This is a genomic window from Jeotgalicoccus marinus DSM 19772 (assembly GCF_000425825.1).
In the GTDB taxonomy this organism is placed as follows: Bacteria; Bacillota; Bacilli; order Staphylococcales; family Salinicoccaceae; genus Jeotgalicoccus; species Jeotgalicoccus marinus.
Window position 1 is genome coordinate 97,421 of the sequence record NZ_AUEE01000004.1, and the last position, 25,010, is coordinate 122,430.

At 35.6% G+C, this 25,010-nt stretch carries 24 protein-coding genes, 1 tRNA gene and 1 pseudogene; 7 read left to right on the forward strand and 19 right to left on the reverse strand.

The window, feature by feature from the left end; genetic code table 11:
• Nucleotides 1-16 precede the first annotated feature (16 nt).
• Complete coding sequence (locus H624_RS0101940) at nt 17-691, reverse strand: GntR family transcriptional regulator (RefSeq protein ID WP_026866085.1); 675 nt, start codon at nt 689-691, stop codon at nt 17-19.
• Nucleotides 692-879: 188 nt separating this feature from the next.
• On the opposite strand from H624_RS0101940, the gene gltS reads away from it, so the two are divergent.
• Complete coding sequence (gene gltS / locus H624_RS0101945; protein ID WP_035855698.1) at nt 880-2,079, forward strand: sodium/glutamate symporter; 1,200 nt, start codon at nt 880-882, stop codon at nt 2,077-2,079.
• 267 nt (nt 2,080-2,346) lie between these two features.
• Nucleotides 2,347-2,520, forward strand: coding sequence for a DUF262 domain-containing protein (locus H624_RS12315; protein ID WP_084145674.1), 174 nt, complete (start codon nt 2,347-2,349; stop codon nt 2,518-2,520).
• On the opposite strand, the gene H624_RS0101955 is transcribed toward H624_RS12315, so the two are convergent.
• From H624_RS0101955 to H624_RS0102005, 11 genes and pseudogenes are all read right to left on the reverse strand, one after another.
• Nucleotides 2,513-5,416 carry a DEAD/DEAH box helicase gene (locus H624_RS0101955; RefSeq protein ID WP_035855700.1) on the reverse strand — a complete coding sequence of 968 codons (2,904 nt, stop codon included), beginning with the start codon at nt 5,414-5,416 and terminating at the stop codon, nt 2,513-2,515. The two genes, H624_RS12315 and H624_RS0101955, sit on opposite strands and share 8 nt — an antisense overlap.
• Before the next feature lie 87 nt (nt 5,417-5,503).
• Nucleotides 5,504-6,588, reverse strand: a pseudogene (locus H624_RS12825) (M24 family metallopeptidase).
• A 91-nt stretch (nt 6,589-6,679) separates the two neighbouring features.
• A complete protein-coding gene (locus tag H624_RS0101965) occupies nt 6,680-7,141 on the reverse strand; it encodes a GNAT family N-acetyltransferase (RefSeq protein WP_026866088.1) in 462 nt (153 codons plus the stop codon).
• A 66-nt stretch (nt 7,142-7,207) separates the two neighbouring features.
• Nucleotides 7,208-8,479, reverse strand: a complete 1,272-nt coding sequence (locus H624_RS0101970; protein WP_026866089.1) for a TRAP transporter large permease — start codon at nt 8,477-8,479, stop codon at nt 7,208-7,210.
• Between the two features lie 11 nt (nt 8,480-8,490).
• On the reverse strand, nt 8,491-8,964 hold the full coding sequence (locus H624_RS0101975) for a TRAP transporter small permease (protein WP_026866090.1): 474 nt from the start codon (nt 8,962-8,964) through the stop codon (nt 8,491-8,493).
• Nucleotides 8,965-8,990: 26 nt separating this feature from the next.
• Nucleotides 8,991-10,034 (reverse strand): TRAP transporter substrate-binding protein, encoded by a 1,044-nt coding sequence (locus H624_RS0101980; protein ID WP_026866091.1) that lies wholly within the window; start codon nt 10,032-10,034, stop codon nt 8,991-8,993.
• Nucleotides 10,035-10,248: 214 nt separating this feature from the next.
• On the reverse strand, nt 10,249-10,632 hold the full coding sequence (locus tag H624_RS0101985) for a VOC family protein (protein WP_026866092.1): 384 nt from the start codon (nt 10,630-10,632) through the stop codon (nt 10,249-10,251).
• Nucleotides 10,633-10,646: 14 nt separating this feature from the next.
• On the reverse strand, nt 10,647-11,720 hold the full coding sequence (locus H624_RS0101990) for an ABC transporter permease (RefSeq protein WP_026866093.1): 1,074 nt from the start codon (nt 11,718-11,720) through the stop codon (nt 10,647-10,649).
• The gene (locus H624_RS0101995; RefSeq protein ID WP_026866094.1) at nt 11,720-12,442 is read right to left on the reverse strand and encodes an ABC transporter ATP-binding protein; all 723 of its coding nucleotides are present in this window, start codon (nt 12,440-12,442) and stop codon (nt 11,720-11,722) included. The genes H624_RS0101990 and H624_RS0101995 overlap by 1 nt, the downstream gene beginning before the upstream one ends.
• A 73-nt stretch (nt 12,443-12,515) precedes the next feature.
• Nucleotides 12,516-12,587: transfer RNA gene (locus H624_RS0102000), tRNA-Val, on the reverse strand.
• A gap of 66 nt (nt 12,588-12,653) precedes the next feature.
• Entirely contained in the window at nt 12,654-13,427 is a 774-nt protein-coding gene (locus tag H624_RS0102005; RefSeq protein ID WP_026866095.1) for a serine hydrolase, read from the reverse strand.
• A 115-nt stretch (nt 13,428-13,542) separates the two neighbouring features.
• Here H624_RS0102005 and H624_RS0102010 point away from each other — a divergent pair, with 115 nt between their 5' ends.
• From H624_RS0102010 to H624_RS12510, 4 genes are all read left to right on the forward strand, one after another.
• Entirely contained in the window at nt 13,543-14,856 is a 1,314-nt protein-coding gene (locus tag H624_RS0102010) for an MFS transporter (protein WP_026866096.1), read from the forward strand.
• Between the two features lie 14 nt (nt 14,857-14,870).
• Nucleotides 14,871-15,812, forward strand: a complete 942-nt coding sequence (locus tag H624_RS0102015; RefSeq protein WP_026866097.1) for an ornithine cyclodeaminase family protein — start codon at nt 14,871-14,873, stop codon at nt 15,810-15,812.
• A 73-nt stretch (nt 15,813-15,885) separates the two neighbouring features.
• Nucleotides 15,886-16,911, forward strand: a complete 1,026-nt coding sequence (locus H624_RS0102020; RefSeq protein ID WP_035855704.1) for a tellurite resistance/C4-dicarboxylate transporter family protein — start codon at nt 15,886-15,888, stop codon at nt 16,909-16,911.
• Nucleotides 16,912-17,108: 197 nt separating this feature from the next.
• Nucleotides 17,109-17,261, forward strand: a complete 153-nt coding sequence (locus tag H624_RS12510) for a hypothetical protein (RefSeq protein ID WP_156889125.1) — start codon at nt 17,109-17,111, stop codon at nt 17,259-17,261.
• A 72-nt stretch (nt 17,262-17,333) separates the two neighbouring features.
• Here the strand turns inward: H624_RS12510 and H624_RS11475 are convergent, their stop codons facing one another.
• Nucleotides 17,334-17,993 (reverse strand): nucleoside hydrolase, encoded by a 660-nt coding sequence (locus tag H624_RS11475; protein ID WP_211220880.1) that lies wholly within the window; start codon nt 17,991-17,993, stop codon nt 17,334-17,336.
• A 207-nt stretch (nt 17,994-18,200) separates the two neighbouring features.
• Here H624_RS11475 and H624_RS0102040 point away from each other — a divergent pair, with 207 nt between their 5' ends.
• Nucleotides 18,201-19,040: a PPK2 family polyphosphate kinase gene (locus tag H624_RS0102040; protein WP_026866099.1), complete on the forward strand. Its 840-nt coding sequence runs from the start codon at nt 18,201-18,203 to the stop codon at nt 19,038-19,040.
• Nucleotides 19,041-19,229: 189 nt separating this feature from the next.
• Here H624_RS0102040 and H624_RS0102050 read toward each other — a convergent pair whose 3' ends face one another.
• From H624_RS0102050 to aspA, 6 genes are all read right to left on the reverse strand, one after another.
• Nucleotides 19,230-19,595 (reverse strand): PH domain-containing protein, encoded by a 366-nt coding sequence (locus tag H624_RS0102050; protein ID WP_026866100.1) that lies wholly within the window; start codon nt 19,593-19,595, stop codon nt 19,230-19,232.
• Between the two features lie 38 nt (nt 19,596-19,633).
• Nucleotides 19,634-20,014 carry a RidA family protein gene (locus H624_RS0102055; protein ID WP_026866101.1) on the reverse strand — a complete coding sequence of 127 codons (381 nt, stop codon included), beginning with the start codon at nt 20,012-20,014 and terminating at the stop codon, nt 19,634-19,636.
• 81 nt (nt 20,015-20,095) lie between these two features.
• Entirely contained in the window at nt 20,096-21,286 is a 1,191-nt protein-coding gene (locus H624_RS0102060; protein WP_026866102.1) for an amidohydrolase, read from the reverse strand.
• 23 nt (nt 21,287-21,309) lie between these two features.
• Complete coding sequence (locus H624_RS0102065; RefSeq protein WP_026866103.1) at nt 21,310-22,092, reverse strand: hypothetical protein; 783 nt, start codon at nt 22,090-22,092, stop codon at nt 21,310-21,312.
• Nucleotides 22,093-22,103: 11 nt separating this feature from the next.
• On the reverse strand, nt 22,104-23,453 hold the full coding sequence (locus H624_RS0102070; protein ID WP_026866104.1) for an IS1096 element passenger TnpR family protein: 1,350 nt from the start codon (nt 23,451-23,453) through the stop codon (nt 22,104-22,106).
• 141 nt (nt 23,454-23,594) lie between these two features.
• Nucleotides 23,595-25,004, reverse strand: coding sequence for an aspartate ammonia-lyase (gene aspA / locus H624_RS0102075; protein ID WP_026866105.1), 1,410 nt, complete (start codon nt 25,002-25,004; stop codon nt 23,595-23,597).
• Nucleotides 25,005-25,010: the final 6 nt, after the last annotated feature.

The following is a 25,010-nucleotide window of genomic DNA, read 5'->3' on the forward strand; positions in this document are numbered from 1 at the left end:
CCCTTTGTTTTAAAAGTTAATTCGTATCATATTCCTCTAGAGACTGCACAACAGAATCTTGTGCATCTAGTATGTGTTTTTCAAGTGTTTCAACAGCTTTTGATTTATTCTTTTCAATCATTAGCTGTAAAATTACTTCGTGCTCATGTGACGATGACTGTATGCCTAACTTGCTATTATGGGCAAGATTTCGGTATCTATTAATCCGATCGTTTAGCTGCTCTAATAGAATTAAAGCTGTGTCATTCCCACTTAACCGATAGATTTCAGCATGGAATCTGTAGCCGAAATTCTCAGTTTCATCTCGACTTTCGAGCTTAGAAGTGACTTTAATCATGTCTGTTAAGTATGTCAGATGGTTGATGCTTTCCTGATTCAGATGATCGATTGCTTCCTCGATTAGGATACCTTCCAATTTACTGCGGATTTTGAATAACTCTTTTACTTCTTTTTTTGATATTGAAGAAACTTTAAAAGTACCGTTAGCTTGTTGTGCAACTAACCCTTCCCCTTCTAACTTTTGTAAAGCCTCTCTCATCGGTGTTCGACTTACCCCAAGTTCTTTTTCTAGGTTAACTCTATTAATTGTTGAATCTGGTTTAAGTTCTAGTTTAATGATTCTTTCTTTTACTTGTTCGTATGCGATATCTTTAGTTGAAATTCTGGTTAATCCATTTATTGTGTTAGTCAAATTTTGATTCACCTCCGTAATTCGTATAATTGTATACAATTATTATAACGTACATAATTCAGATTACAACGAATATTATAATATTTCTGATAATTGATTAATATTTGTAATTGTTTACTAAAATATTCTTCCTCTTTGCTCATTTATAATGTATATTCAAAACATCCTATAAAGAAGGTGATAATATTATGGAAATAAATCAAGTAACTTCGTTATTTTTAGCAATCTTAGTATTACTTATTGGCTCATATCTAGCTAAGAAAATTAGTATCCTCGAACATTATTCCATCCCTGCTCCGGTGATAGGTGGATTATTGTTTTCTTTTTTAATTTTTATTTTACATAGTTTTGATTTAATCACTATTAGCGTAGATACTTCTCTTCAGAGTCTATTCATGTTGGTATTTTTTACTACAGTAGGACTTGGGGCAAGTTTTAAGTTAATAAAATTAGGAGGTAAACTTCTAATAATTTATCTCCTAGCTGCTGGTTTCTTATCTTTAGTCCAAAACACACTAGGTGTGTCAATTGCCACATTATTAGGCATTGATCCGTTACTCGGTCTAATGGCATCTTCTCCTGCAATGATTGGTGGACATGGTGGTGCTGCAGCATTCGGTAGTACTATTGAAGGTATTGGAGTTGAAGGCGCAATAACAGTTGGGATTGCAGCAGCTACATTAGGTTTAGTTGCCGGAGGGATAGCTGGAGGTCCAGTTGCTCGCTTTCTTCTTAAGAAACATAATTTAAAAGGGCCAGATAATGAACAAATACAGGAAGGAGTTTTAGAGAACTTAAACTCAAAAAAAGAAGTCACAACTTCTGACTTCTTTGTATATTTAGGTATTATTACTTTCTCAATGGCTTTAGGTTCATATCTCGGAGATACCTTTTCAAATTTAACAGGCTTCGTATTACCAAATTATGTAGGAGCAATGATTGTTGCTATCATTGTGAGATCAATAATTGACCACTTCCAAGATAATATTAAATTTGATTTTAAGCCGTCAATGAATGATTCTATTGGAACAGTGGCTTTAGGAATATTCTTAGCAATGGCCATGATGAGTATACAGTTGTGGGAATTAGCAGATTTAGCTTTACCAATCCTATTGATTGTCTCTGTAAATGTGCTATTTATTATTCTTTATACTATCTTTGTAGTGTTTAGATTACTCGGTAAAAATTATGATGCAGTCGTAATGCTGAATGGTATGATTGGACATGGTTTAGGAGCTACTCCTACTGCAATGGCAAATATGAGTACACTCACTGAGAAATTCGGACAATCAAGAACTGCATTTTTGATTGTACCTATAGTTGGAGCATTTTTAGTCGATACAATTAATATTCCGATAATTGTATTCTTTATTAATTTATTTGGGTAAGAAAAATGGTGGAGAAAATTTCTCCACCATTTTTTTGTTTGAGTTTAGAATATCGCTCGGAACTTATATAATAAATTTAATCAACTTAGATACTACATAATAATAACTTGAACGAACTTTAGAAATTAGAAAGTAATTAATAATTTATCATTACTTACCTAAAAATAATATTAAAGATCTAAGTTAATTTAATTACTTAGATCTTTAAACTTCTTTTACAGTAATATATATTTAGAATTATAGAGTTTTAAATGGAGGCAATAAATAATGAATCGATCCAAAATTTCATCTAGTGAAATATCTATAGCTACTTTACTTCTCGAAGGTAATCTAACTTTTACAATACCTGATTTTCAAAGAGAGTTTGTCTGGGCTAAACAGGAAATTGAAGAACTATTAAATGACTTCAAAGAAGATTCCGATCATTTTAATTTTATTTAATACCAGTAATAAATCTATACATATTGTAATCCACTGGTTTCTTCAATATAAAATTCATCTTAGCTACTTTGAATTTTTTACCTGGTTCTCCAATGAGCGTATTTTTCATTGATTCAAAGTCAATATTCACTTCACCTACGTAATAATGATAAGCACCTTCATCGTCATCTCTTTTAACAAAAAGGTAAACCTTTGAATCATTTTCTCTATAATTAACTAATAAATCTTTGTTAATTTTAGAATTTAAATCTGTCCCCTTTCTTGTAAACCACTGAAATACATGTGTATCTAAAAACTTATCTTCATAACGAACTGATTCATCAACATCGTCAGTTTTATGGTAGTTTACAAATATAGGAGAAGAATTGTATTTTGTTTTATAGCCATACATGGTACTTGATTCATCTTTTTCCCAGTTTAATAAGCGACATACGTCTGCTCTACTGTATTTTTCGTACAAGGTAAATGGGGCTTTCTGGTCGTATAGTATTGATTTCTTATGAGCTAAGTTAAATAAATCTAAAACCTGATTTTTGAAGTTTTGATCATTTAAAGATGCTCTGAATTTATCTGTTAATTTTATTATATTATCTTTTTCATTTATAAGTGAAAACTCATACTTTTCTTTTTTCTGTTTTGCAAAATACTCTAGATTAAGTATTCTAATGAGAGATTTTAGTGTAACATCATCCATATAATAACCCAATTCATTTATCTTCTTCTGAAATTCAAATTTATTTACTTGACCTTCTAATAAATTTTCTAAAAGTATAATCTCGGTAATTCTTTTACCATCAGTCAGTTCTTTTGAAATGAATGTCAAATATTTATACTGTGCCTTATCTAAGGGTTGAATTTGTTCTTTTAATTTCATTAAGAAATCTACATAATTATCGTACTTATTTAATACAATCATAGGATCCATTGAGTCCTTATCATTATATAAATCAACTAATGTTGGTATTCTTCCTACCTTATTTTTTGTATACAGATACATCTTCTTTAGATTAGCTAATGAATCTACCTTCGCTTTAGATATTGCTCTAAAAATACGTTCTTTCGCAATTTGTTCAAAGTTAATCGTAGATTCACCTGTGATCAAATTTCCTTCTACTACATCTTTTCTAAGTGAGTCTTTATTAAATGAATTATCACCTGTCAGAGCAACCGGTATTAGATAGTTATTTTTATAATTCCCAATAAAATCTATTACAGTTAGAAATCTTTTGTCTTTATGTTTGCGTAATCCTCTCCCTAATTGTTGGATGAATATTATACTAGACTCTGTCTGCCTAAGCATTACTACTTGATTAACACTTGGTATATCAACACCCTCATTAAATATATCGACTGTTATAAGGTAATCTAAATCATTACTTTCTAATTTAATGACAGCGTTATCCCTTTCTTCTTGAGAATTCAGACCTGTTAAAGCTTTAGTTTTAAAACCTCTTGCATTTAAAGATCTAGATAAATTAATCGCCTCTTCTCGGTTAGAAACAAACATGAGACCTCTTACTTCTTCGCCTTCATGAGAATAATAATTCAACTTTTCAATAATATGATTAATTCTTTTTTCATCAACCAATTGATATAAAGAGCTATTCTCATTAATAACTTCACCATCAACGATATGATCAGTTACTCCAAAATAGTGAAATGGTGAAAGTATCTCTGCTTCCAAAGCTTTTTGCAACCGAATCTCATACGCAATGTTAAAATCAAAGAGACCAAAAATATTATTACCATCTGTTCTCTCGGGAGTTGCAGTCATACCAAGCAAAAATTTTGGATTGAAATAATCTATTACTTTCTTATATGAATCAGCACTACTCCTATGTGCCTCATCAATCACTATATAATCAAACGCTTCTTTAGCAAATTGATTCAAGTGATTATCTCTGCTAAATGTTTGTATAGTAGCAAAAACATACTTTTTATTTAAAGACTTAGAAGTACCACTATATATTCCATACTCATCAGGATCCCCACCTAGTAAATCACGATAGTCATTTAGCGTCTTTATTAGTATCTGTTCTCTATGAGCAATAAACAACACACGCTTGGGATTAAATCTTCGCACATCAAACGCAGATAAGAATGTTTTACCAGTTCCAGTTGCTGATACAATCAGACCTTTTTGTTCGCCTGACATCCTTAAATTTTTCAATGAATATAAAGCTTCTTCTTGCATTATATTCGGTTTGACTTCTTTTGTATCAACGTTCTTGTAATAGTATGGTTGTTGTATTTCAATTATCTCTAAAATTTTACTGTCATTATAATTTTCTTTGTAAATAACTTCATAATTATTAATCCATGTATCATTAAGTATTTCAGAGGATTCCCATAACACATCGAATTGGTCCTTAAAATGTTTAATAACTTCACCATTATCTAAAGATGTTAATTTCAAATTATACTCATAATTTTTCTTAAGGGCAGTGTCTGTCAGATTTGAACTACCAATAAACATTGTTGAGTACGACTTATTATCAAAAATATATCCTTTCGCATGAAATCCAACTTGATTAGTAATTCGAACTTCTATATTAGGGATCTTTAATAATTCTTTAAATACTTTTGGCTTATTAAAATTTAGATATGTAGATGTGATAATTCTTCCTTTCACTCCTCTTTCAGATAATTCATATAGAGCAGTTTTTAAAGTGGCTAGACCACCTTCAGTAATAAAAGCTACTGAAATAGAAAAATTATCACATGTCTCTAATGCATCTAACAAAGGTGATAGTAAGCTTTTACCTTTAGTATTTATGATTAATTCTGGAGGATAATGAGAGGTTTTGTTAGTAAATCTGTCAATAAACCCTCTTTCATATGCATTTAACAGTTCTTCTTTCAAAAATATCCTCCTCCTGTTTAACAATATTGCCATTATTATATACATCATATCTTGTTATATAAAGATATAAGTAGAAAAGTCCTTAAAGCAATCGAACCACTTTCAGAACTAGTAAATGAGTTATTTAATTATTAAACTCTCAATATCCCTCGGATACTCCGTAATCAACACTGTCTTGTCTTCTTCTAACACAACAGTGTCTGAGTGTCTGAATCCTCCAACGCCTGGTATATAAATGCCTGGCTCTACACAGAACACCATACCCGCTTCTAACACTAAATCGTTATCAAATCTTAAACTTGGTTCTTCGTGCAACCCTATCCCTATACCATGCCCTGTTCGATGCACAACATACTCTTCTAATCCCGCTTCTTTAAACACATCTAAAGCAACTTGATTCACTTCTTTAGCAGTCACACCTACTTTTATAAAGTCCAATGCTTTTTGTTGTGCTTCTACCATCACTTCAAACGCTTTTCTTTGTTCTTCTGTTGGTTCTCCAACAAATATCGTTCGCATTCTGCTCTATATCCATTCAAGCCGACTTGTCTACTGTGAATAATGATATCCCCTTCTTCTATTTTTCTAGAGTTAGAGAATACATGTGGCATATTCGTTCTATCCACACCTGAAGGTGACATCACAAAATAATCTAAGGTAGAATTCGGATAGGTATTCGATACTTCTTTAAATAGATATTCCGTTCCAAAATAGTCCATTTCCAATTCACTTAAACCTGCTTGTACATTCTCTAGAGATAACTTCAACGCTTCACTTACTAATTTCCCAGATTCTTTAATCATAGAAATTTCATCAGCAGATTTTACCGCTCTCATATTTACTATATCTGTCTCTATATTTTCAACTTCAAAACGCTTTTCTTTTAACATGAACGCAAGATTCGTAGGCAGTGATGCAAATTCAATTCCTACTTTAGAGCCAGCAAGTATTGTATTCATTAAGGCATCAACTTGAGCTAAGTACGAATACTCTCCTTCTTTACCTTCAACTTCGTGGTAAACATATAACCGATCGGCTGCTGCCATATGTTTTGCATGGTTTTCTTCTAACTTCGGATTTACTATAGCCATGTCACTCTGTGACACTTTTAAAAGAATGGGTCTAGAATAAGTAATTGCCTTTAAACCACTAAAATAATACTGGTTTTCAAAACTTGAAAGTAGCACAGTATCTTTTTCTTTCATTACCTTCTTAGATGCTCAACCCTTTTCTTATTCATAAATAGCTCAGCTCATTCCTAATTTATTTGAAAATTACTAACTCAGAGGATCTTAGCTATAAATTCCCTTCCCGGTACTCCATCATATACTCATTAATACTCTCATCAAATTTCTTTTCCTTAAACCCTAAAGACTCCAATAGTTTTTTCATCGACTCATTTCCAACAACATAATCCGCAATCAACACATCAAACCGTTCGTCCGATTCAAATGCTTCAATCACTTTCTTCACAATCGCCTTACCATAGCCTCTACCTTGAAATTCTTCTCCCACCATCATTCGCCATATCATATATTCTTTTTCTTCAACATCTTCATCTAATAATATAAATCCAACGACTTTCTCCTGTGCTTCAACGGCATACGGAAATACGTCTCCTGCATTTCTATACAGATAGGCGTCTGCTAATGAGCGCACATTCGGTGCGACAAATCGTTTTTGGTCCTGTGCATTACTAATTTTTAGTTTCAAAACCGCTTCAAAGTTTTCTTCTGTAATTTCCTTAAATTCTACCATTTATATTCTTCACCCCTCTAATCTTCTATTTTTTTACATTATAAGCATTTTTCTACATGGTTCATCTTACATAAATCTCAACAGGAACAGCGATATGTCTGGCACATAGGTAATAATCAACAATCCAATAATATTGAATGCTAGGAATTTACTGATACCTGGAAGCATTTGTCTTAAATCTAGTCCTGTAATACTTTGTGCGACAAAGATATTCATTCCAAATGGTGGGGTATACATACCTATAGCTAGGTTTGTGACCATGATAATACCTAGGTGTACTGGATCAATACCTAAGCTTACTGCCGCTGGGAATATCAAAGGTGCAGTGACTGTTATTGCTGCAACGCCTTCCATGAACATTCCCATTATGAGTAAGAGTACATTAAGTACCAGCAGGAAAATTATCAGTGATGAGACATTATTGGTTATAAATTCTGCTATAAGTTGAGGGATTTGTTCTCTCGTTAACACCCATCCAAATAATTTTGCTGACGCGACTAGTACTAAAATTTGTGAGGATGTGATAGCTGAGTCTACACAGGTTTCAAATGTTGTTTTTAATGTAAGTTCTTTATATATGAAGAAACCGACAACAAATGCGTAAACAACGGATACGACAGCCGCTTCTGTCGGGCTAAATATCCCTGTATAGATACCGCCTAATATAATGACAGGTACTAATAGTGACCACCAAGCTGTTTTAAGGCTTTTCAACACTTCTTTTAGGGAGGCTTTTTTATTTCTTTCTATATTATGTCTTTTAGCAAATATATATATGTACACAATTGATGACAGGCTGAGCACAATACCTGCACCTATGCCCGCTATAAATAGACTACTGACTGATACGCCAGTGACTGCAGCAAATATGATGAGCGTGATACTTGGTGGGATGACTAACGATACTGCTCCCCCGGATGCGATTAGACCGCCTGAAAATGATTTACCATACCCGCCTCTTACCATTTCTGGGTACATTATTTTTCCAATCGCAATGACTGTAGCTGGACTGGACCCTGATAGTGCGCCAAAAAACATGCTCGCAACTTGTGTTGTCAAGGCAACACCGCCTGCTAAGTGACCGACGAGTGCTCTTGAAAACGATAAAATTCGCTTAGACAATCCTCCACGGTCCATAATGTTTGCTGCTAAAATAAAGAATGGTAAAGCCATGAGTGATATGGCATCGAGTCCTGCAAACATTCTCTGAATCATAATCATTGGTACGATGTCAGTATAGATTAAAACTCCTATGAACGATGCCAGTCCTATAGAAATATAAATGGGCACACTTGAGGCTAAAAATACTAGTATTAATACTGTAAGTAAAGCAATCATCCCATTCCCCCTTATTTGTATTCCGCATTTTTATTTTTAAACAAGTTAATCGTGTTACTTATTAGATGAAGTATCGATAGTGCACCGCCTACAGGAATAGCTAAGTAAATCCAGAATATATCTAGACCTAAAGAAGGTGTAACCTGTCCGCTGTGATAGTTAAATATAGTAATTTGTAGACCAAAATATATGAGCATGGATACAAAAATAATGGATATGATATTTATCAGTAACTGAAGCCATTTTTCTTTTTCAATTGAAACACTTTTAATGAGGATATCTATGCTGAAATGGATGCCTTTATGAAAGCATGTAGCCATACCTAAAAACGTAATCCAAATCATTGAGTATCTCACAAATTCTTCAGTCCATGACATATTCGCACCAAAGAAGTACCTTAGAATGATATTTATAAACAGAAGTACAGTTGCTACCATAATTAAAACGCCTATGAAGTAATTCATAAAAGTGTATAACTTTTTCAATACATCCCCTCCTTGTTATGATTACCTTAATCATGTTCAACTTCATTTATTTTTTCTTTGAATTTCTCTAGAATTTCTTGTTGTTTCGGTGTATCGTACACAGCATCCCATAGTGGTTCTGACAAGGCTTTCGATTTTTTAATATCATCCTCTGTAAATTCATAATAATGATCGACATTCGCGATGATTGCTTTCCTATATTCTCCTTCTTTTTCTTTCAATTTAGACCTTGATTCTTCTTTAGCTTGTTTTTCAGCACTTATAATATAGTCCTGAATTTCCTCATCAAGACTATTAAACCACGCTTCGTTGGCAATCAGTATATAGGTCATTGCACCATGATAGCTTTCAGCAATACTATTTTGAACTTCATGATAGTTATTCATGTAGATGGTCTGTACTGGGTTTTCTTGACCATCCACAATGCCTAATTGGAGTGAATTATATACTTCTGAGTACGCGATGGGAATTGCACTCGCTTGCCATGTTTTGAATTGCTCAACGAGGACGGGGGACTCCATAGTACGCATCGATAAACCTTTAAGATCCTGAACATTTTCAATTTGTGTATTTTGACTGGTCAGCATTTTATAACCACCTGGCCAAAAGCCGAGACCCTCTAAAGACGAATCATTTAAAGTATTCAAGATTTCTGTGCCGACTTCACTATCTAATACTTGGTACATTTCTTCCTCTTTTGTTGGTAATAGGTACGGCAAATCAACAATTTTCACATCATCTTCAAAAAGCGTAATCGTTGCAGCAGGTTGAAGTGTGATGTCTATTTCTCCGATTTGAGTCGCTTCGACTTGTTCTCTTAAGCCACCTAACTGTGAAGACGGGTAAACATCGACTTTGACCTTCCCATTTGATTCTTTCTCAATGACTTCTTTAAACTTTAAAGCACCCATGTGTTCTGTACTTAAAGCCGACTGATTGTGACTAAAAGTGATAGTCGTCACATCACGTGAAGATGATACATCCGTATTGTTTACTACTTCCTCTGTTTTACATGCATTTAGCGCGACGATAGTCATACTGATAATAAAAAAAGACAAAATTTTTTTCATCAATACCCTCCCTATTTGTAATCCCTTTCAAAATTCATGAATCTGAAATATAGTATCTTAAAAATACACTTTAGTATCTCACTACTAAAAATTATCTCTTAGACATTATCCACGTCCCTAACTATTTAAGCAACCTTCTTCTTGTATATCTTCAAGCTAATTTATTCACATAAAAATAGACTAGGCATGACTGCCTAGTCTATTTTCAACACTGCTATTCCACCGGTTCTTCAACAGCAAAGTAATTGCTTTGGCCGTCTTGGAAGTTAAACGTCTTGGTCCCAAGGATCTCAATCAGTTCTCCAACTTCGACTCCTTTATTTTTACTTTCTTCATAAAGGGCTTCAATGTTTTCTACTTCAAACATCAATGACGGGGTACCTAGGTTCACTTCAGGGCTGTATTTTTCTATAAACGCTTTTGAAAACAGGGTCATAGTCGTCTCTGCTGCTTCATTCGGCGCGAGGTCATAGCCTTTATAACCCTCCGGCAATTCAATCGTTTCTTTTACAACAAAATCAAACTTCGTCTTCCAAAATTCTTTTGCCGCTTCAACATCATCTACATACACCATCACACTCTGAAGTTTTTTAAACATGTCAGCCTCCTATTTTATACTTTACGATATTTTCTTAAACCGAAGATATCTAGTAAAGTGAATAACACAATAAACCCTACAAGAATCAATAATTCTTGCCATATTGCAATAAAGCCGTTCCCTTTTGTCATTACTTCAGTCAATGCTTCTCCTGCATAAGTTAGTGGAAAGATGTACCCAATTACTGATATCCAATCTGAAATATTTTCTAAAGGTATGATACCTGAGAAAAATACTTGAGGCACAATCACTAATGGTATGAACTGAACCATCTGGAATTCTGTGTTTGCAAAGGTGGAAATGAACATTCCAATAACTAGGGCAGCCATTGCTAAGAGTATCGTTATTACAAATACCCATATAATATTACCTGCAATCGTCATATTCAATAGATAGATTGAGTACAGTACAATGATGATCGTCTGTAAAATTGCATAACCACCATAACCCCCCATATAACCAAGCACAACATCTCGTCTTTTAACTGATGTTGCTAGCATTCTTTCCATGGTACCCATCGTTCTTTCTTTCAGCATCGACATTCCTGAAATTAAAAAGACAAAAAAGAAAACAAAGAAGCCCATGAGAATTGGAAACATCTTGTCAAAGAAAGTTGAACCCTCATCACCATACAAATAGCTTTCTTCAACATCCATTGCAGGCATCGTCTCATCACCAGGCATGTTATTAAACCTTTCCTGTGCAGTTTCTCTTGTTGTAGATTGAACTGCAGTTTGAATGACCTGCTTCGCTGCGTTGGTTTGAGACGGATCTTCGTTATGATATGTCACTGTAATTTGATCATCTTTTATGTCCATGTAAGCATCTAAATTATCATTATCTAACAACGTATCCAAGGTAGGTTGTAAGGCGTAAGGGATGACTTCTACTTCCTCAGGCATATTTTCTATAAATCGTTCATCAATTGTATCTGGAACACCGATACGTACATTCAAATCATTATTCACATCAAAGACAAAATACATCAATGTAATGACAAGAAGTGGTGCTAACAACATTAAGGCTAATGTTCTCTGATCCCTATATAATTCTAAGGCTACTTTTTTAGCAATTGCCGTCAATCTGATCATGTTGTCACCTCCAGTTTCAAGAACACATCCTCAATGGAGTTTACCTCAAACTGTGTCATCAGTTCTTTTGGTGTACCGTAAGCGTATATTTCTCCATTCACAATGAGTGCGACCTTATCACAGCGTTCCGCTTCACTCATAACATGTGTCGTGACAACAATGCCTTTCCCTTCATCTCTTAAAACTCTTAGCTGTTCCCATATCGTTTTCCTCAATTTAGGATCAATACCAACGGTCGGTTCATCTAGGACGAGTAAATCTGGTGCACCAATTAAAGAGATTGCCAAAGATAATCGTCTTTTCATACCACCTGAAAATTGAGAAACAACTTTATTTCTTGAACTACTCAAGTCTACGAGTTCAAGATTCTTATCAATTTCATGATTGAGTACATCACCTTTAAGTTTTTTTAACTTACCAAAAAAGGACATATTTTCATGTGCCGTCAAGGTCTCATAAAGTGCCGTTTCTTGGCCCATATATCCAATCTTGTTCATCATTTTTCGGTTCGGCATCTTTTTGTTCATGAAATACGCCTCACCTTTGGTTAGCTCTTCCATGCCTAGAAGTGTTCGAATACATGTCGTTTTGCCGGAGCCACTCGGCCCAATTATACCGAGTATTTCCCCGTCATATATATCAAGATTGATATTATTTAAAACCTGCTTAAAGAAGAAAAACTTATCGCCATCAATCAGTGATGCAATTTTTTCAGCCATTTCTATCACTACCTTTTAATCTACCTATATTTACGAAAAAAGACCGGAACGTCTAAAGCGTTCCGGTCATCTATGATTCCGAGTGGGATTGAACCACCGACCCCTTCGATGTCAACGAAGTGCTCTCCCGCTGAGCTACGGAATCACGAGTCAGCATATCATCTACTTTAAGATAGAACGATATATAAAGCAACTCTATAACCGGAAATTACTACTCCATTTCAGCTTTCAATAAATGCCCGACTTCAATGAGAAATTGACGTCCATCTAAGTTTGTCGGCCAACCTTGACTAAGGACGGCAAATTTTAATATTTCCTTATCCATTTTAAAGATGCCGACATCATGTTCTAGCTTATCGATTGTACCACTTTTTGATGACACAGTGATATGACTTTCATCTCCACCATCATCCAAAGTACCACCAACTCGGTCGTTAAATTGTTGTTGTCTTAATAAGCGTTTCATTCTATCTCTAACGGGTTGTGATATATACTCATTATCTTCATATATTAAATTAAGTGCTGTCATCATACCTGATGCTGTCGCAATATTATACATTTTATTAGGATCTGCATTCATATTCATATAATGACTTTTTAATTCGGTATCCTTTAATCCCCACGCTTTAAAGTCTTTACTCATCTGGTCAAAGCCGACATAATCCATCAGTACATTTGAGGCAGTGTTGTCAGACACGATAAGGGCAATGGTCACCAGGTCATGTAGTGTCATCGTTATTGTATCTTCCATCGAATGTAAGACACCCGATCCCATCACTTTCTTACTCGCATCGAGCCTTGGGTTTTCATCTAGTAATTCACCTTTTTTTAAGGCGGATAAACATAGAGGAATCTTCGTTATGCTTGCTGAGCGAAAGATATGTTCATTTCTATAGCTATATACCTTCCCCTGATACTCGATTTGATAGGCTATATTATCTGTTGCTTGCTTTGATACTAATGCTTTTAATTTCTCTTCTAACATCGTCATCCCCCTTCATTTGAGTATAATCTAAAAATTCTATCAACTCAATGACAATACAGCTTTATAATGTCCCGAAATTATGATAATGTAATCGTATACAAAGGGGAGGTTTACTATGGATAAAAAACTACGTGCAAAAGTTTTATCTGCAAGTTTAATTGGTTCGTCGATTGAGTGGTTTGACTTTTTCTTATATGCTGCTGTTGCTAGCATTATTTTTAACACTCAGTTCTTCGTCACTGATGATCAATTTTTATCAACAATATTAGCTTATTTTGGTTTGGCACTATCATTCTTCATTCGTCCACTGGGCGGGGTTATTTTTGCCCATATCGGAGACCGTGTCGGCCGTAAAAAAACATTAATTATTACTTTAAGCATGATGGGCTTAGCGACTGCAGGGATTGGTCTTTTACCTACATACGCTTCAATTGGGGTCGCGGCACCTCTTTTACTACTTCTTTTCCGTTTAATTCAAGGTTTAGGTATTGGTGGAGAATGGGGCGGGGCTTTACTACTCGCAACAGAGTATGCACCAAAGAAGCAACGTGGGCTCTTCGGTAGTTTCCCACAAATGGGTATTCCGATTGGCTTAGTCTTAGCTTACGGCTTTTTCTTCTTATTAACTTGGGCTATGCCTGAAGAAACTTTTCTAGCTTGGGGATGGAGAATTCCGTTTATCTTTAGTTTACTACTTGTAGTTGTCGGTCTATTAATCCGTAAAGGGCTAGATGAGACACCTGCATTCCAAGAAATGCAAAGAGAAGCTGCTAAAAAGAATGAGGTCCGTCAGTTACCAATCGTTGAGATCTTTAAGAAACATCCAAAAGAAGTACTGATTACATCAGGGGCTAAATTCGTAGAAACTGGACCATTCTATATATTTACTACTTTCATTGTTGGTTATGGCGTTGCAACACTTGATGTATCTTTCGAATTTATGATGTTATCCATCATGGCAGTTTCCGTCGGAACAACGATTATGATTCCGATTATGGGGAGTTTATCCGACAAAATTGGTAGAAGAAAAATGTTCTTAGTCGGTGCTGTGGCAATGTTAATCTACGGCTTTCCATATTTCTACATTGTCAATACACATGAACCTGCTTTAGTTATACTCGCGACCTTCTTAGGCCTTGTAGTGATTTGGCCGCCGATTACTGCGATTCTCGGTACGATGTTCTCTGAATCTTTCAGTAAAGAAGTACGTTATACTGGAGTCACACTCGGTTATCAAATTGGTGCCGCAGTCGCTGGGGGATCTGCACCATTGATTGCTGAATTCTTAATGAATCAGTTTAACGGTTCAAGTATCCCTGTATCACTTTACATTATTATGACCGCTATCGTTTCGATTGTAGCCGTCATGGCGATACGTGGGGAAAATGCACAAGACCGTGAAGATCGACTTAAAAATATTGAAGCTTAATAGGAGTGAATACTTTGATTACATTGACAGACAAAGAAATTGAAGAAAAGTATAAAATTACGCATGCCATTGAAGATGTTAAAAATATCCTTGATGACTATAAGAATAATCAGATCGTAGAATCCATTCGTACTGTACTACCGGCTGGTGAAGATAATTCTATGTTGTATATGCCTTGTATAAGTATCAGTAGTCAAGTTTCCATTACTAAAACAGTGTCTATTTTCCCAAGTAATAAAAATATGCCAACGACCCAGGGTAATATCTTAGTCACTGACTTAACAGACGGCGAGCATAAGGCGTCGATGGATGCATCTTACCTAACACGCCTACGTACAGGTGCGATGACAGCTATTGCGACAGATAAGCTTGCCACAGAAGATGCTAGATCATTAGGAGTCATTGGTACAGGAAACATGGCATTTGAACAAGTTCTCGGCGTTATTCAAGTCAGAGATATCCAAAGAATTTACTTGTATAATCGTACAGAAAGTAAGGCGGAAGACTTTAAAAAACGCTTAGAAGACTTCGGAATTTGGTCTGATATAGAAGTCGTATCCGATGTCGATGCACTCGTCGAAATGAGTGACATCATCAACTGCGCAACACAAAGTAAAACACCAGTTTATAACGGTGCACTTGTAAAACCAGGTACACACATTAATGGCGTCGGCTCATTCACACCTGAAATGAGAGAAATGGATCATAAAATCGTCGAAAGAGCTGATCAGATTTATGTAGACGACATGCATGGTGCTAAAGAAGAAGCCGGGGAACTCATTGATGCTGTTGATAAAGACATCATAAGCTGGGATGACATCAAAGGGACCTTAGCAGATATTTTTGATGGCAACTACCTACGCCAAAACGATGAAGAAATCACACTTTACAAATGCGTTGGTGCAGGCTACTTCGATCTCGCAGTTGCGAACGGTGTAATGAAGATGTTTGCTTAATAGGTTATAATATAAAGCGCGTACCGCATTTACGGTACGCGCTTTACTGCATATTTCAGAAAGCGTGACATTAATGATCAATTTTTTAAAACGACAAACCGAACACTTTTACCCAGGCTATTTTGCCATGGTCATGGCAACTGGTGCACTCTCTTTGTCTGCCTGGTATTTAGGCTATCATTTATTTGCAGAGATTTTACTCTACTTAAATATCGTAGTCTATTTTGTCTTAATCGTCTTAAACATTATCAGACTTTCAGTTAATACCAAGGCCGTATGGTCAGATTTTACAAATGAAATCAAAGGGCCTGGTTTTTTCACTTTTATTGCGGCAAGTTCCGTGATTGGTAGTCAGTTAAGCATAATTTCTAATATGCCAATTTTAGGTTTTTACATATGGGTCCTCATACTCTTTTTGTGGATTGTTTTAATATATAGTTTTTTCACTATCCTAATTATTAAAAAATCAAAACCCTTAATAAACGAATCAATCAATGGCGGTTGGCTATTACTTATTGTCTCTACCCAGTCTCTAGCCATACTTGGTGTACTTATGCAGGGTCCATCAAACTATGAAGACATTATTATGTTTATATCACTCTGCCTCTTCTTTTTAGCATGCATGTTGTACCTAGCAATTATTGTTTTGATTTTTTATAGATTAATGTTTTTTGAAATGGAAGCTATGTCGCTCACACCACCCTACTGGATCAGTATGGGCGCCTTAGCAATTACCACTTTAGCTGGAGCCATTTTCATTTTAAATGGTTCAGGAATCATCTTAGAGTTTGAAACGTTCATCAAAGCCACTACCCTCTTCTTCTGGGCATTTGGGACTTGGTGGATTCCACTACTCGTTGTGCTGGGCATATGGCGTCATGTCATCAAGAAAGTCCCACTTAACTACAACCCTGAACTATGGGGAATGGCCTTCCCTCTCGCTATGTATACAGTGGGTACTATTAATTTATCTCAAGCACTAGAACTATCATTTCTTATGATTATCCCGGATATTACTTATATGATTGCTTTAATGGCTTGGGGGTTAATATTTATAGGTATGGTTGTACATCACGGGAAACGGTTAAGAAGATATTAAAAATATTTGGATATATTAAGATAAGTACCATCGTCTATCCAAACAATCTAGAATAAAGGAGCTGATGCAGAATGTGGTTTGCTATAATTGTCATTCTGGCAATTGGTGTAGGTGCTCTCAGCACATTCCTATCCCATAAACAGGACATGTAGAAAATCCGTTTAAAACATATAGATAAAGAAATAGAATTAGAGAGATTGAAACAAGAGAATTATCTGTTAGAGAACGAAGAAATGCAAAAAGTCCTAGATCGAATTAAAGAAGATAATAGAAAAATTGAAGCGGAGAAAAATAGTCCTTGGTTGATTCAGGAAACAAGAGAAAAACAAGTCACAAAAACAGAAGAATAAGAATCAGATTTTATTTTGGTAAAGCGAATGATTAAGCAGTCACTTAGGCAATGATGCCTAAGTGACTTTTTCTTAATACATCCTTATACATTCTTCGACTAAATCAAAGAATCTGTCATTATCGATACCAGTACCAACTTTTGCATTGGCTGGTTGTTTTAACACATTCGATTCATCACATACAGTTCGACCATAGGATGGTCCTCTATTGATATCCACTTCTACAAACATCTCTTTAACTTCAAATAAGCTTGGATCAATTAAATATGCAATTGTTGTCGCATCATGGATTGGTCCCGCTTCTAAACCGAATTCTTCATATTGTGTTTTAAGCGTAAATCTTAGCAAATCACCAAACAGTTTTCCTGCCTTATTCCCTACTGCTTCCATCCTTTCAATCACTGTTGGAGTACAAAGGGTCTGATTTGTCACATCAAGGCCCATCATGACAATAGGTGCGCCAGATTTAAAGACTACATGCGCTGCTTCAGGGTCTGCTAAAATATTAAATTCTGCTGATGGCGTGAAGTTACCATTACCATAAGCCCCACCCATCAAGACAATCTCTTTAATTTTCGGTAAAATTGCTGGCTCTAATTTCATTGCCATAGCAATATTTGATAAAGGTCCAGTTGGTACAAGTGTAATATCCCCATCGCTATTCATTAGTGTACCAATAATATATTGCACACCATGCTGTTCTTTAGCTGAGCGCTCTAGTTCATCGAACACGGGACCATCGATACCTGATTCACCATGAACATTGCGACAGCATCATCGTGACCAGGATCACAATCTAAAATTATTCTTTTTTTGTCCATTTTATATCTCCTCTGTTTTTGCCTTAAAATCATACTTGTTACATACCCATAATGTATGGAATTTATTGTGTTTTCGATGTATTTAGAAGGGTAAATATCTGAAAACAGAGGTGATAGTATGAATTTATCTAATTATAAAGTACCAAGTACTAAAGATATAAAGTTGAAAGATTATAAAACAAGTGAGGGAATGAAAAAAGATAATCTTGAAATTAAAGAAACTATCATTCCACCACTCGTTGAAAAACTAAAAAATTTACATTTGAAATTAAATGCTGAAGAAGAAAATGGCATCATGGTCGTCTTACAAGCCATAGATGCTGCAGGTAAAGATGAAGCAATTTCTTATATTTTCTCTAATCTCAATGCTCAGGGTCTAAAAGTCACATCTTTTGGCAAGCCATCAGAAGAGGATAGGAAGAAAGATTATTTACGAAGAATTCATGCAGGCGAACCAGATCGTGGTGAGATTGCGATTTTAAATCGTTCTCACTATGAAGAGATCATTGCCACAAAGGTTCATAATCTACTAGATGACGAAGACGATAATATATTTGAACAACGTTATCGACAGATTAATGATTATGAAAGATATCTATGTGAAAATGGCTTTACTATCATTAAGTTTTTCTTCAATATGTCTAAGAAAGAACAGAAAGATAGACTATTAGAAAGAATGAAGAACCCTGACAAGCAGTGGGAATTCTCATTTTCTGATGTTGAGGAACGTAAGAAATGGAATCAATATCAGAAGGCGTTTGAAAATATGCTTAATAATACCTCCACCCAGCATAGCCCTTGGTACATTTTACCCGCAGATGATGAATGGCATAGTCGTCGAATTATTACAGAGGTTATGATCCATGTGTTAGAGAAAATTGACCCTAAATTCCCTGAGATTTCAGGTGAGGATAAAGAGAAACTGGAAAAGTATATTAAAGAATTGGAGAATGAATAGAGGATAACAGTTCTGTAACTCTGGAGAGTGTTGGTTATGAATAAAGAAGATTTATTGAACTTAGCAGAAGAAATAAGTAAAGAATATCATGAGGCTCTCAAAGAATTAGTTGATAGATAATTGCATAAAAATAAAAGCTGCTTAGTAAACCCTATCAAGGATTCCTAAGCAGCTTCTTACAGAATTAAATTACAAAATAACGTTAGCTAATAGTCTATCTATTTCCCTTATATCTATACCTTTACCAAGTTTAAGTTTTAAATGGCCCGCTCTAGTCCACAGCTCAACCTCAGCATTTACATCAAAAATACCTTTAGCATTCTCACTTGACCAAGCATTGATCGTGCTATAAGGGATTGAATAGACCTCTACTTTTTTACCTGATAGTCCTTGTGAATCTCTGAAGACAATTCTTTTGTTGGTGAATGTCACACTATCTCTGTATGTTTTAAAAGCAGTGACAAACTTTTCATCATCAATCATAATTTCTTCAACTTCTGCAGGTAACTCACATTTACTAAGTAAAGTATATTCAGGTAGACTGACGTTAGACATATTAACACTCCACTTTTAAATTTAATTTTACAAACTATTTATTGTCCGAGCTCAGCAACTGCTTCAATTTCAATTAGACAATCATGATGCAGTGGCGTTGTCGGCACAATTGCTCGTGCAGGTTTGTGATCTTTGAAATATTCACTGTAGATGACATTGATCTCATCCCAATACTTCACATCAGGTGTGTAGACACGGCACATAATGATATTTTCTCTAGTAATGCCAGCAGCTTCTAACACAACATCTAAGTTTTTTAGTGCTTGTTCAGTTTCAACCTTGATGCCACCACTCGGAATTTTCCCTGTTTCATTATCTATAGACAGCTGTCCTGAAATATAGAGTGTGCCATTATGCTCCATGGCAGGCACATAGTGTCCAGGATTGTTTTTTGAGTACTTTGTATGAATTGGTTTCATAGTTATCTCCTTCACACCGACTTATATTTTGATAGAGTCAACTCGTTTGCTTTTCACGTACGTGCAACACCTAAAGCATGACTATTGAATCTTATTCAAGACAATATCAGCTAATGCTTTTGCTGAAATCAGCAATGATTTTTCATTGACGTCGAATTTAGGGTGGTGGTTCGGGTAGGCATTTTCTACGCCTTCTGGTTTAGCACCGACAAAGATGAATGCGCCTGGTTTTTTCTCTAAGTAATACGCAAAGTCTTCTGAAGCAGCTTGTGGTTTGGCACGGTATACTTTATCGAAGTATGTGCCTGCACTCTCTACTAAAGTCGCTTCAATTTCATCTATAATTTCTGGTGTGTTATATAGAACTGGATAGTCATAGACATAGTCTAAAGTGCAATCTACGCCGTAGCTTCTTTCTAGTCCTTCAACCAGATTTTTCATTTCTTCATAGACTGGTTCCATATTATCCATAGATAAATAACGTACTGTACCACGAAGTGTTACACTGTCTTGAATGACGTTGTAACCACCTGGTGCATCAAAGGCTGTAATTGACACAACTACTGAGTCATTTGGATCCATGCGACGGGAGACGATTGTTTGTGCTGATGTGACAAAGTAACCACCTGCAACAAGTGCATCATTAGTAGTGTGTGGCATTGCGCCGTGACCGCCTGAGCCTTGGATTTTAAGGTCAAAGTTTGAACGGCCTGTCATCGCTTCTTCTGCACACACTGTAATATCACCTACATCAATCGTTGGGAAGAGGTGAATACCATATACTTCATCTAAATCATCTAAGATGCCTGATTCTACGATACTTTTGGCACCGCCTGGTGGAATTTCCTCAGCATGTTGGTGAATGAGCTTAATTCTACCTTTCCACTCATCTTTAAGATCGATTAAAGCTTCACCTAAAATTAACATGTAAGCCGTATGACCATCATGTCCACAGGCATGCATGACACCTTCATTTTTAGATTTAAACTCAACATCTGCTTCTTCTTTAATTGGTAGAGCATCAAAGTCCGCACGCAGTCCGATTGTCGGTCCTTCACCAGCTCCACCTTCTATTTCCACGATAATGCCATAGCCATTACCCACATTTGTTGTCAGAGTCACATCTTTGTCTTTATAAAATTCTTCGATAAACTGTGCTGTTTTCTCTTCTTCAAATGATAACTCTGGATTTTCATGTAAATGACGTCTAATTTCAATCATTCGTTCTTCATTTTCTTCTAATTGTTTAAAAATCTTTTCTTTTAATGACATTGTTCATAACCCCTTTTCTTGATTTAATCGAAAATTTCTTCTTTAAAGAAATGGAACAGAACTAAAGGCAAGATTGCAACATTAGGAAGATAAGGCATAATTATGCCAGTAGCAAGGAACGTATCCCAGTTACCCTCTTCTTCTGTAAATAAAACTTGTCCGGCTTGTACTTTCTCTTTAAATCTCTCTAATTCATCTTCATCAAAGAGCTTTAATTTTTCTTCCATATATTCTTTATGGACTAATCGCTTAGAAATTGCATTAATAATTTGTGGTCTTGTCTTGTACTCTTCAAGGTCTAAGTCTAAGTTTTCTGCCACAAGATTCATGTGCTCTTCTGTTAATAATAAGTCATAATATTCGATAATTGGATAGTCTAGTAAATTTACAGTTGTGGTATATTCTGCATTATTCAACGTTACATTTGATACATTAATACCTTCTGGTAAGGGTGCTAAATGGATTGTTGAACCAAAGTTCCTTAATATCCCATCGATCACTTCTTCATGCATTACCCCTTCGCCGTCGCCAATGTATAAGAGGTGATGATTGTAAATTAAAAATGGATTATCATCAGGATTGAAAGGCAAGGTAATGATATTGTCACCTGTTAAGGCATTAGAATAACGCTTGATTAACTCAATTTCTTCCATTTTTAAGCTATCTCCAAGTAAGGTGAGATAGTCATCCGATTTTGCTTCTTCTATTTTTTCTTCTACTATCTTATCTAGTTGGGATAAAGACTCTCCCACTTTATCTAGATGTAAATATGTTAAATACGTCTTATAAAATGTTGCTAGCTCCATCTCGATTCTCCTTAAGTAATTGGGCTACCTCTGTTAAATAGTTTTAGAAGCTGTTTATTTACTGCGCTGACCGGATAGCGTTCCCTAAAGTTTTTATTTCTAACCTTGGCATAGGTGCTCACATAGTCCGGATGGTTTTTATCTTGTAGTATAGTGAGGATATCCTGAAGTTGGTCGATGCCACCGATACCTTCAATTGGGACTGGGCCACCGTAAGACAGGACTTTAGGTAGTGCCTTTTCTATATTTATATAGTCCTCAACTTCAATATCGACGACATAATAATCATCTGATGATGCCAGGTATTGAACTGGACCACCTTGTAAATACACATCCGCCATACGGACATTTTTCGGTGAGGATTCAAGATCTGTTAGAACTTCATCGTCCGTGACAAAATCTCCGCTCCCGGTATTCTGCCAACCAAATGCTTCAGAAATGACAATTTCTAATTCTAAGAGGTTTAAACGTGTTGGTAATTGAATTTCTCTATATATCTCATCCATTCCATTAATAGACAACATAATTCGGTAAGCGTTGTAGTTTTCACTGACACGTGCTGTCGTCATATGGTTGATAGTTTTAAAGTCTATTTGTTTTAAGGTCGTCAATACATCTTCATGCATGATCAGGTAATCTTTATGAACCTTAACTAATAGGCCCATTTCTACAGCATCTTGCCAGCGTGGTTGATTTGCATAAAGGTAATCATCCTCTTTAACTTTATGCGCCACTTCATTGGCTAACTCCCGATCTAAGAGGGAAATCGCAAGTTCTAATGATTCTTTAGTCACAATATGAGCAGTGACTTCGGATAAATAATCGTCCTTATATTGTCCGATGGATTTAATATTTAATTTCGACATTACTTTTCGTAATTTAATGAAGGTCAGATTATTATAGAGCCAGTAGATTGGACCCTTAAAAATGGGTTCAAATCTTGACAGTTCACTAGGTTTAATCTCTTGTGAGTCTGGAATGTACATCGGTTCAAATGGGAAAATACCTGTTTTTCTCAGACCGTAATTTAAGTGATTGATGATATCTTCATGAATCACACCTTGATTGACATTATCCTCTAAAATGTACTGGTAGTCGATTAAGGTAGAGTATTTGTTTTGATTGTATGCAACCCTGTGGACTTCATCATGGCTTTCTTCTGCTGCTAAACGCCTAATGAGTTTGGCTTCTGCCATTGATAGATGTTCAAAAATTTCAGCTTGTAAAGCCGCATCACTAAGTTCTTTTAATTTATAGTCAATCAACTCATCCATACTCGTAAAATTTACAGAGTTAAACAAACTGGCCCTGACCAGTTCATGTTCTCCTAAATAAGTCTGATAGAAAGTTTGAATATCCATAGACATAATCCCCCAGCTCTTTGACTGCTTTTATACTTACTATTTTACACTTATTAATCATAAAAATCTGTTGAGACAGTTTAATCACAAAAAAACACTAGTGATAAATCACCAGTGTTTAAAATTATGCGATTCTACTTCTTATTCTGGCAGTTTAGATACACCAATGTTCGTCATTTCAAAAGCATTTAACACATGATTTAACTGTTCTTCTGAAAGGACATCATATTTCTTACATATGTCTCTTACTGGTTCACCACTTGCCATCGCTTCACGTGCAATTGATGATGCTTTCTTATAGCCAATGTGAGGCACAAGTGCTGTGATTACACCGATACTCTTATCCACGTATTCCGACATCTGTTTTTCATTAGCTGTAATACCTGCAATACATTTTTCTGTAAAGACTCTAAAGCCATTGTTCATAATGTCTATGGATTGTAGTAGGTTATATGCAAGCACGGGTTCCATAACATTTAATTCAAACTGTCCAGCTTCTGATGCGAGACAAATGGTATTGTCGTTACCGATGACTTGGAAGGCAATTTGATTAATCACTTCAGCCATAACCGGATTCACTTTACCAGGCATAATTGAAGAACCTGGCTGACGTGCAGGAAGATTGATTTCATTCAGACCCGCTTTTGGTCCTGAAGCCATCATTCTTAAGTCATTTGCAACCTTAGACATGTTCATCATACATACTTTAAGTGCTGCAGAAATTTCAGTATAGGCATCTGTATTCTGAGTTCCATCAACAAGATTTTCTGCAGATTTAAATGGATAGCCTGTAAGATTTCTAAGTTCTTCAACAACTGTATCAATGTATTTTTGGTCTGCATTTAAACCAGTACCAACTGCAGTTGCACCGATGTTGATTTCATAAAGATTTTCTAAAGCGTTTGATACACGGCGAATATCTCTTGATAAGACCTTAGCGTAAGCACTAAATTCTTGACCTAGGCGAATTGGTACGGCATCTTGAAGATGCGTACGTCCCATTTTAATGACGTGATCAAACTCCGTTGCCTTCGCTTCAAATGCTTGTTTCATCGTGTTCATCGTTTCTAACAAGCTTTCTGCACGTATTAAAAATGCAATATGGAGCGAAGTTGGGAAGGCGTCATTTGTTGATTGTGACATATTGACATGGTTGTTCGGACTCACAAAGTCATAGTCACCTTTTTCTCTTCCTAAGATATCAAGTGCACGGTTTGCAATGACTTCATTTGCGTTCATGTTTGTCGAAGTCCCAGCACCACCTTGAATTGGATCTACGATAAAATGACTGTGCCACTGACCGTCTATAATTTCTTCACTCGCTTGGACAATGGCATTTTTTCTTTCCTCATCTAAGACGCCATTCTCATGGTTTCCAATAGCCGCTGCCTTTTTGACCATACCAAGGGCTCTGATTAAGTCCGTGTTTAAACGATAACCTGTAATTGGGAAATTCTCTAAAGCTCTTAGGCTTTGAACTCCATAATAGGCATCATTATTAATTTCTTTTTCTCCAAGAAAGTCTGCTTCAATTCTTGTATCTTTCGTCATGTCTTC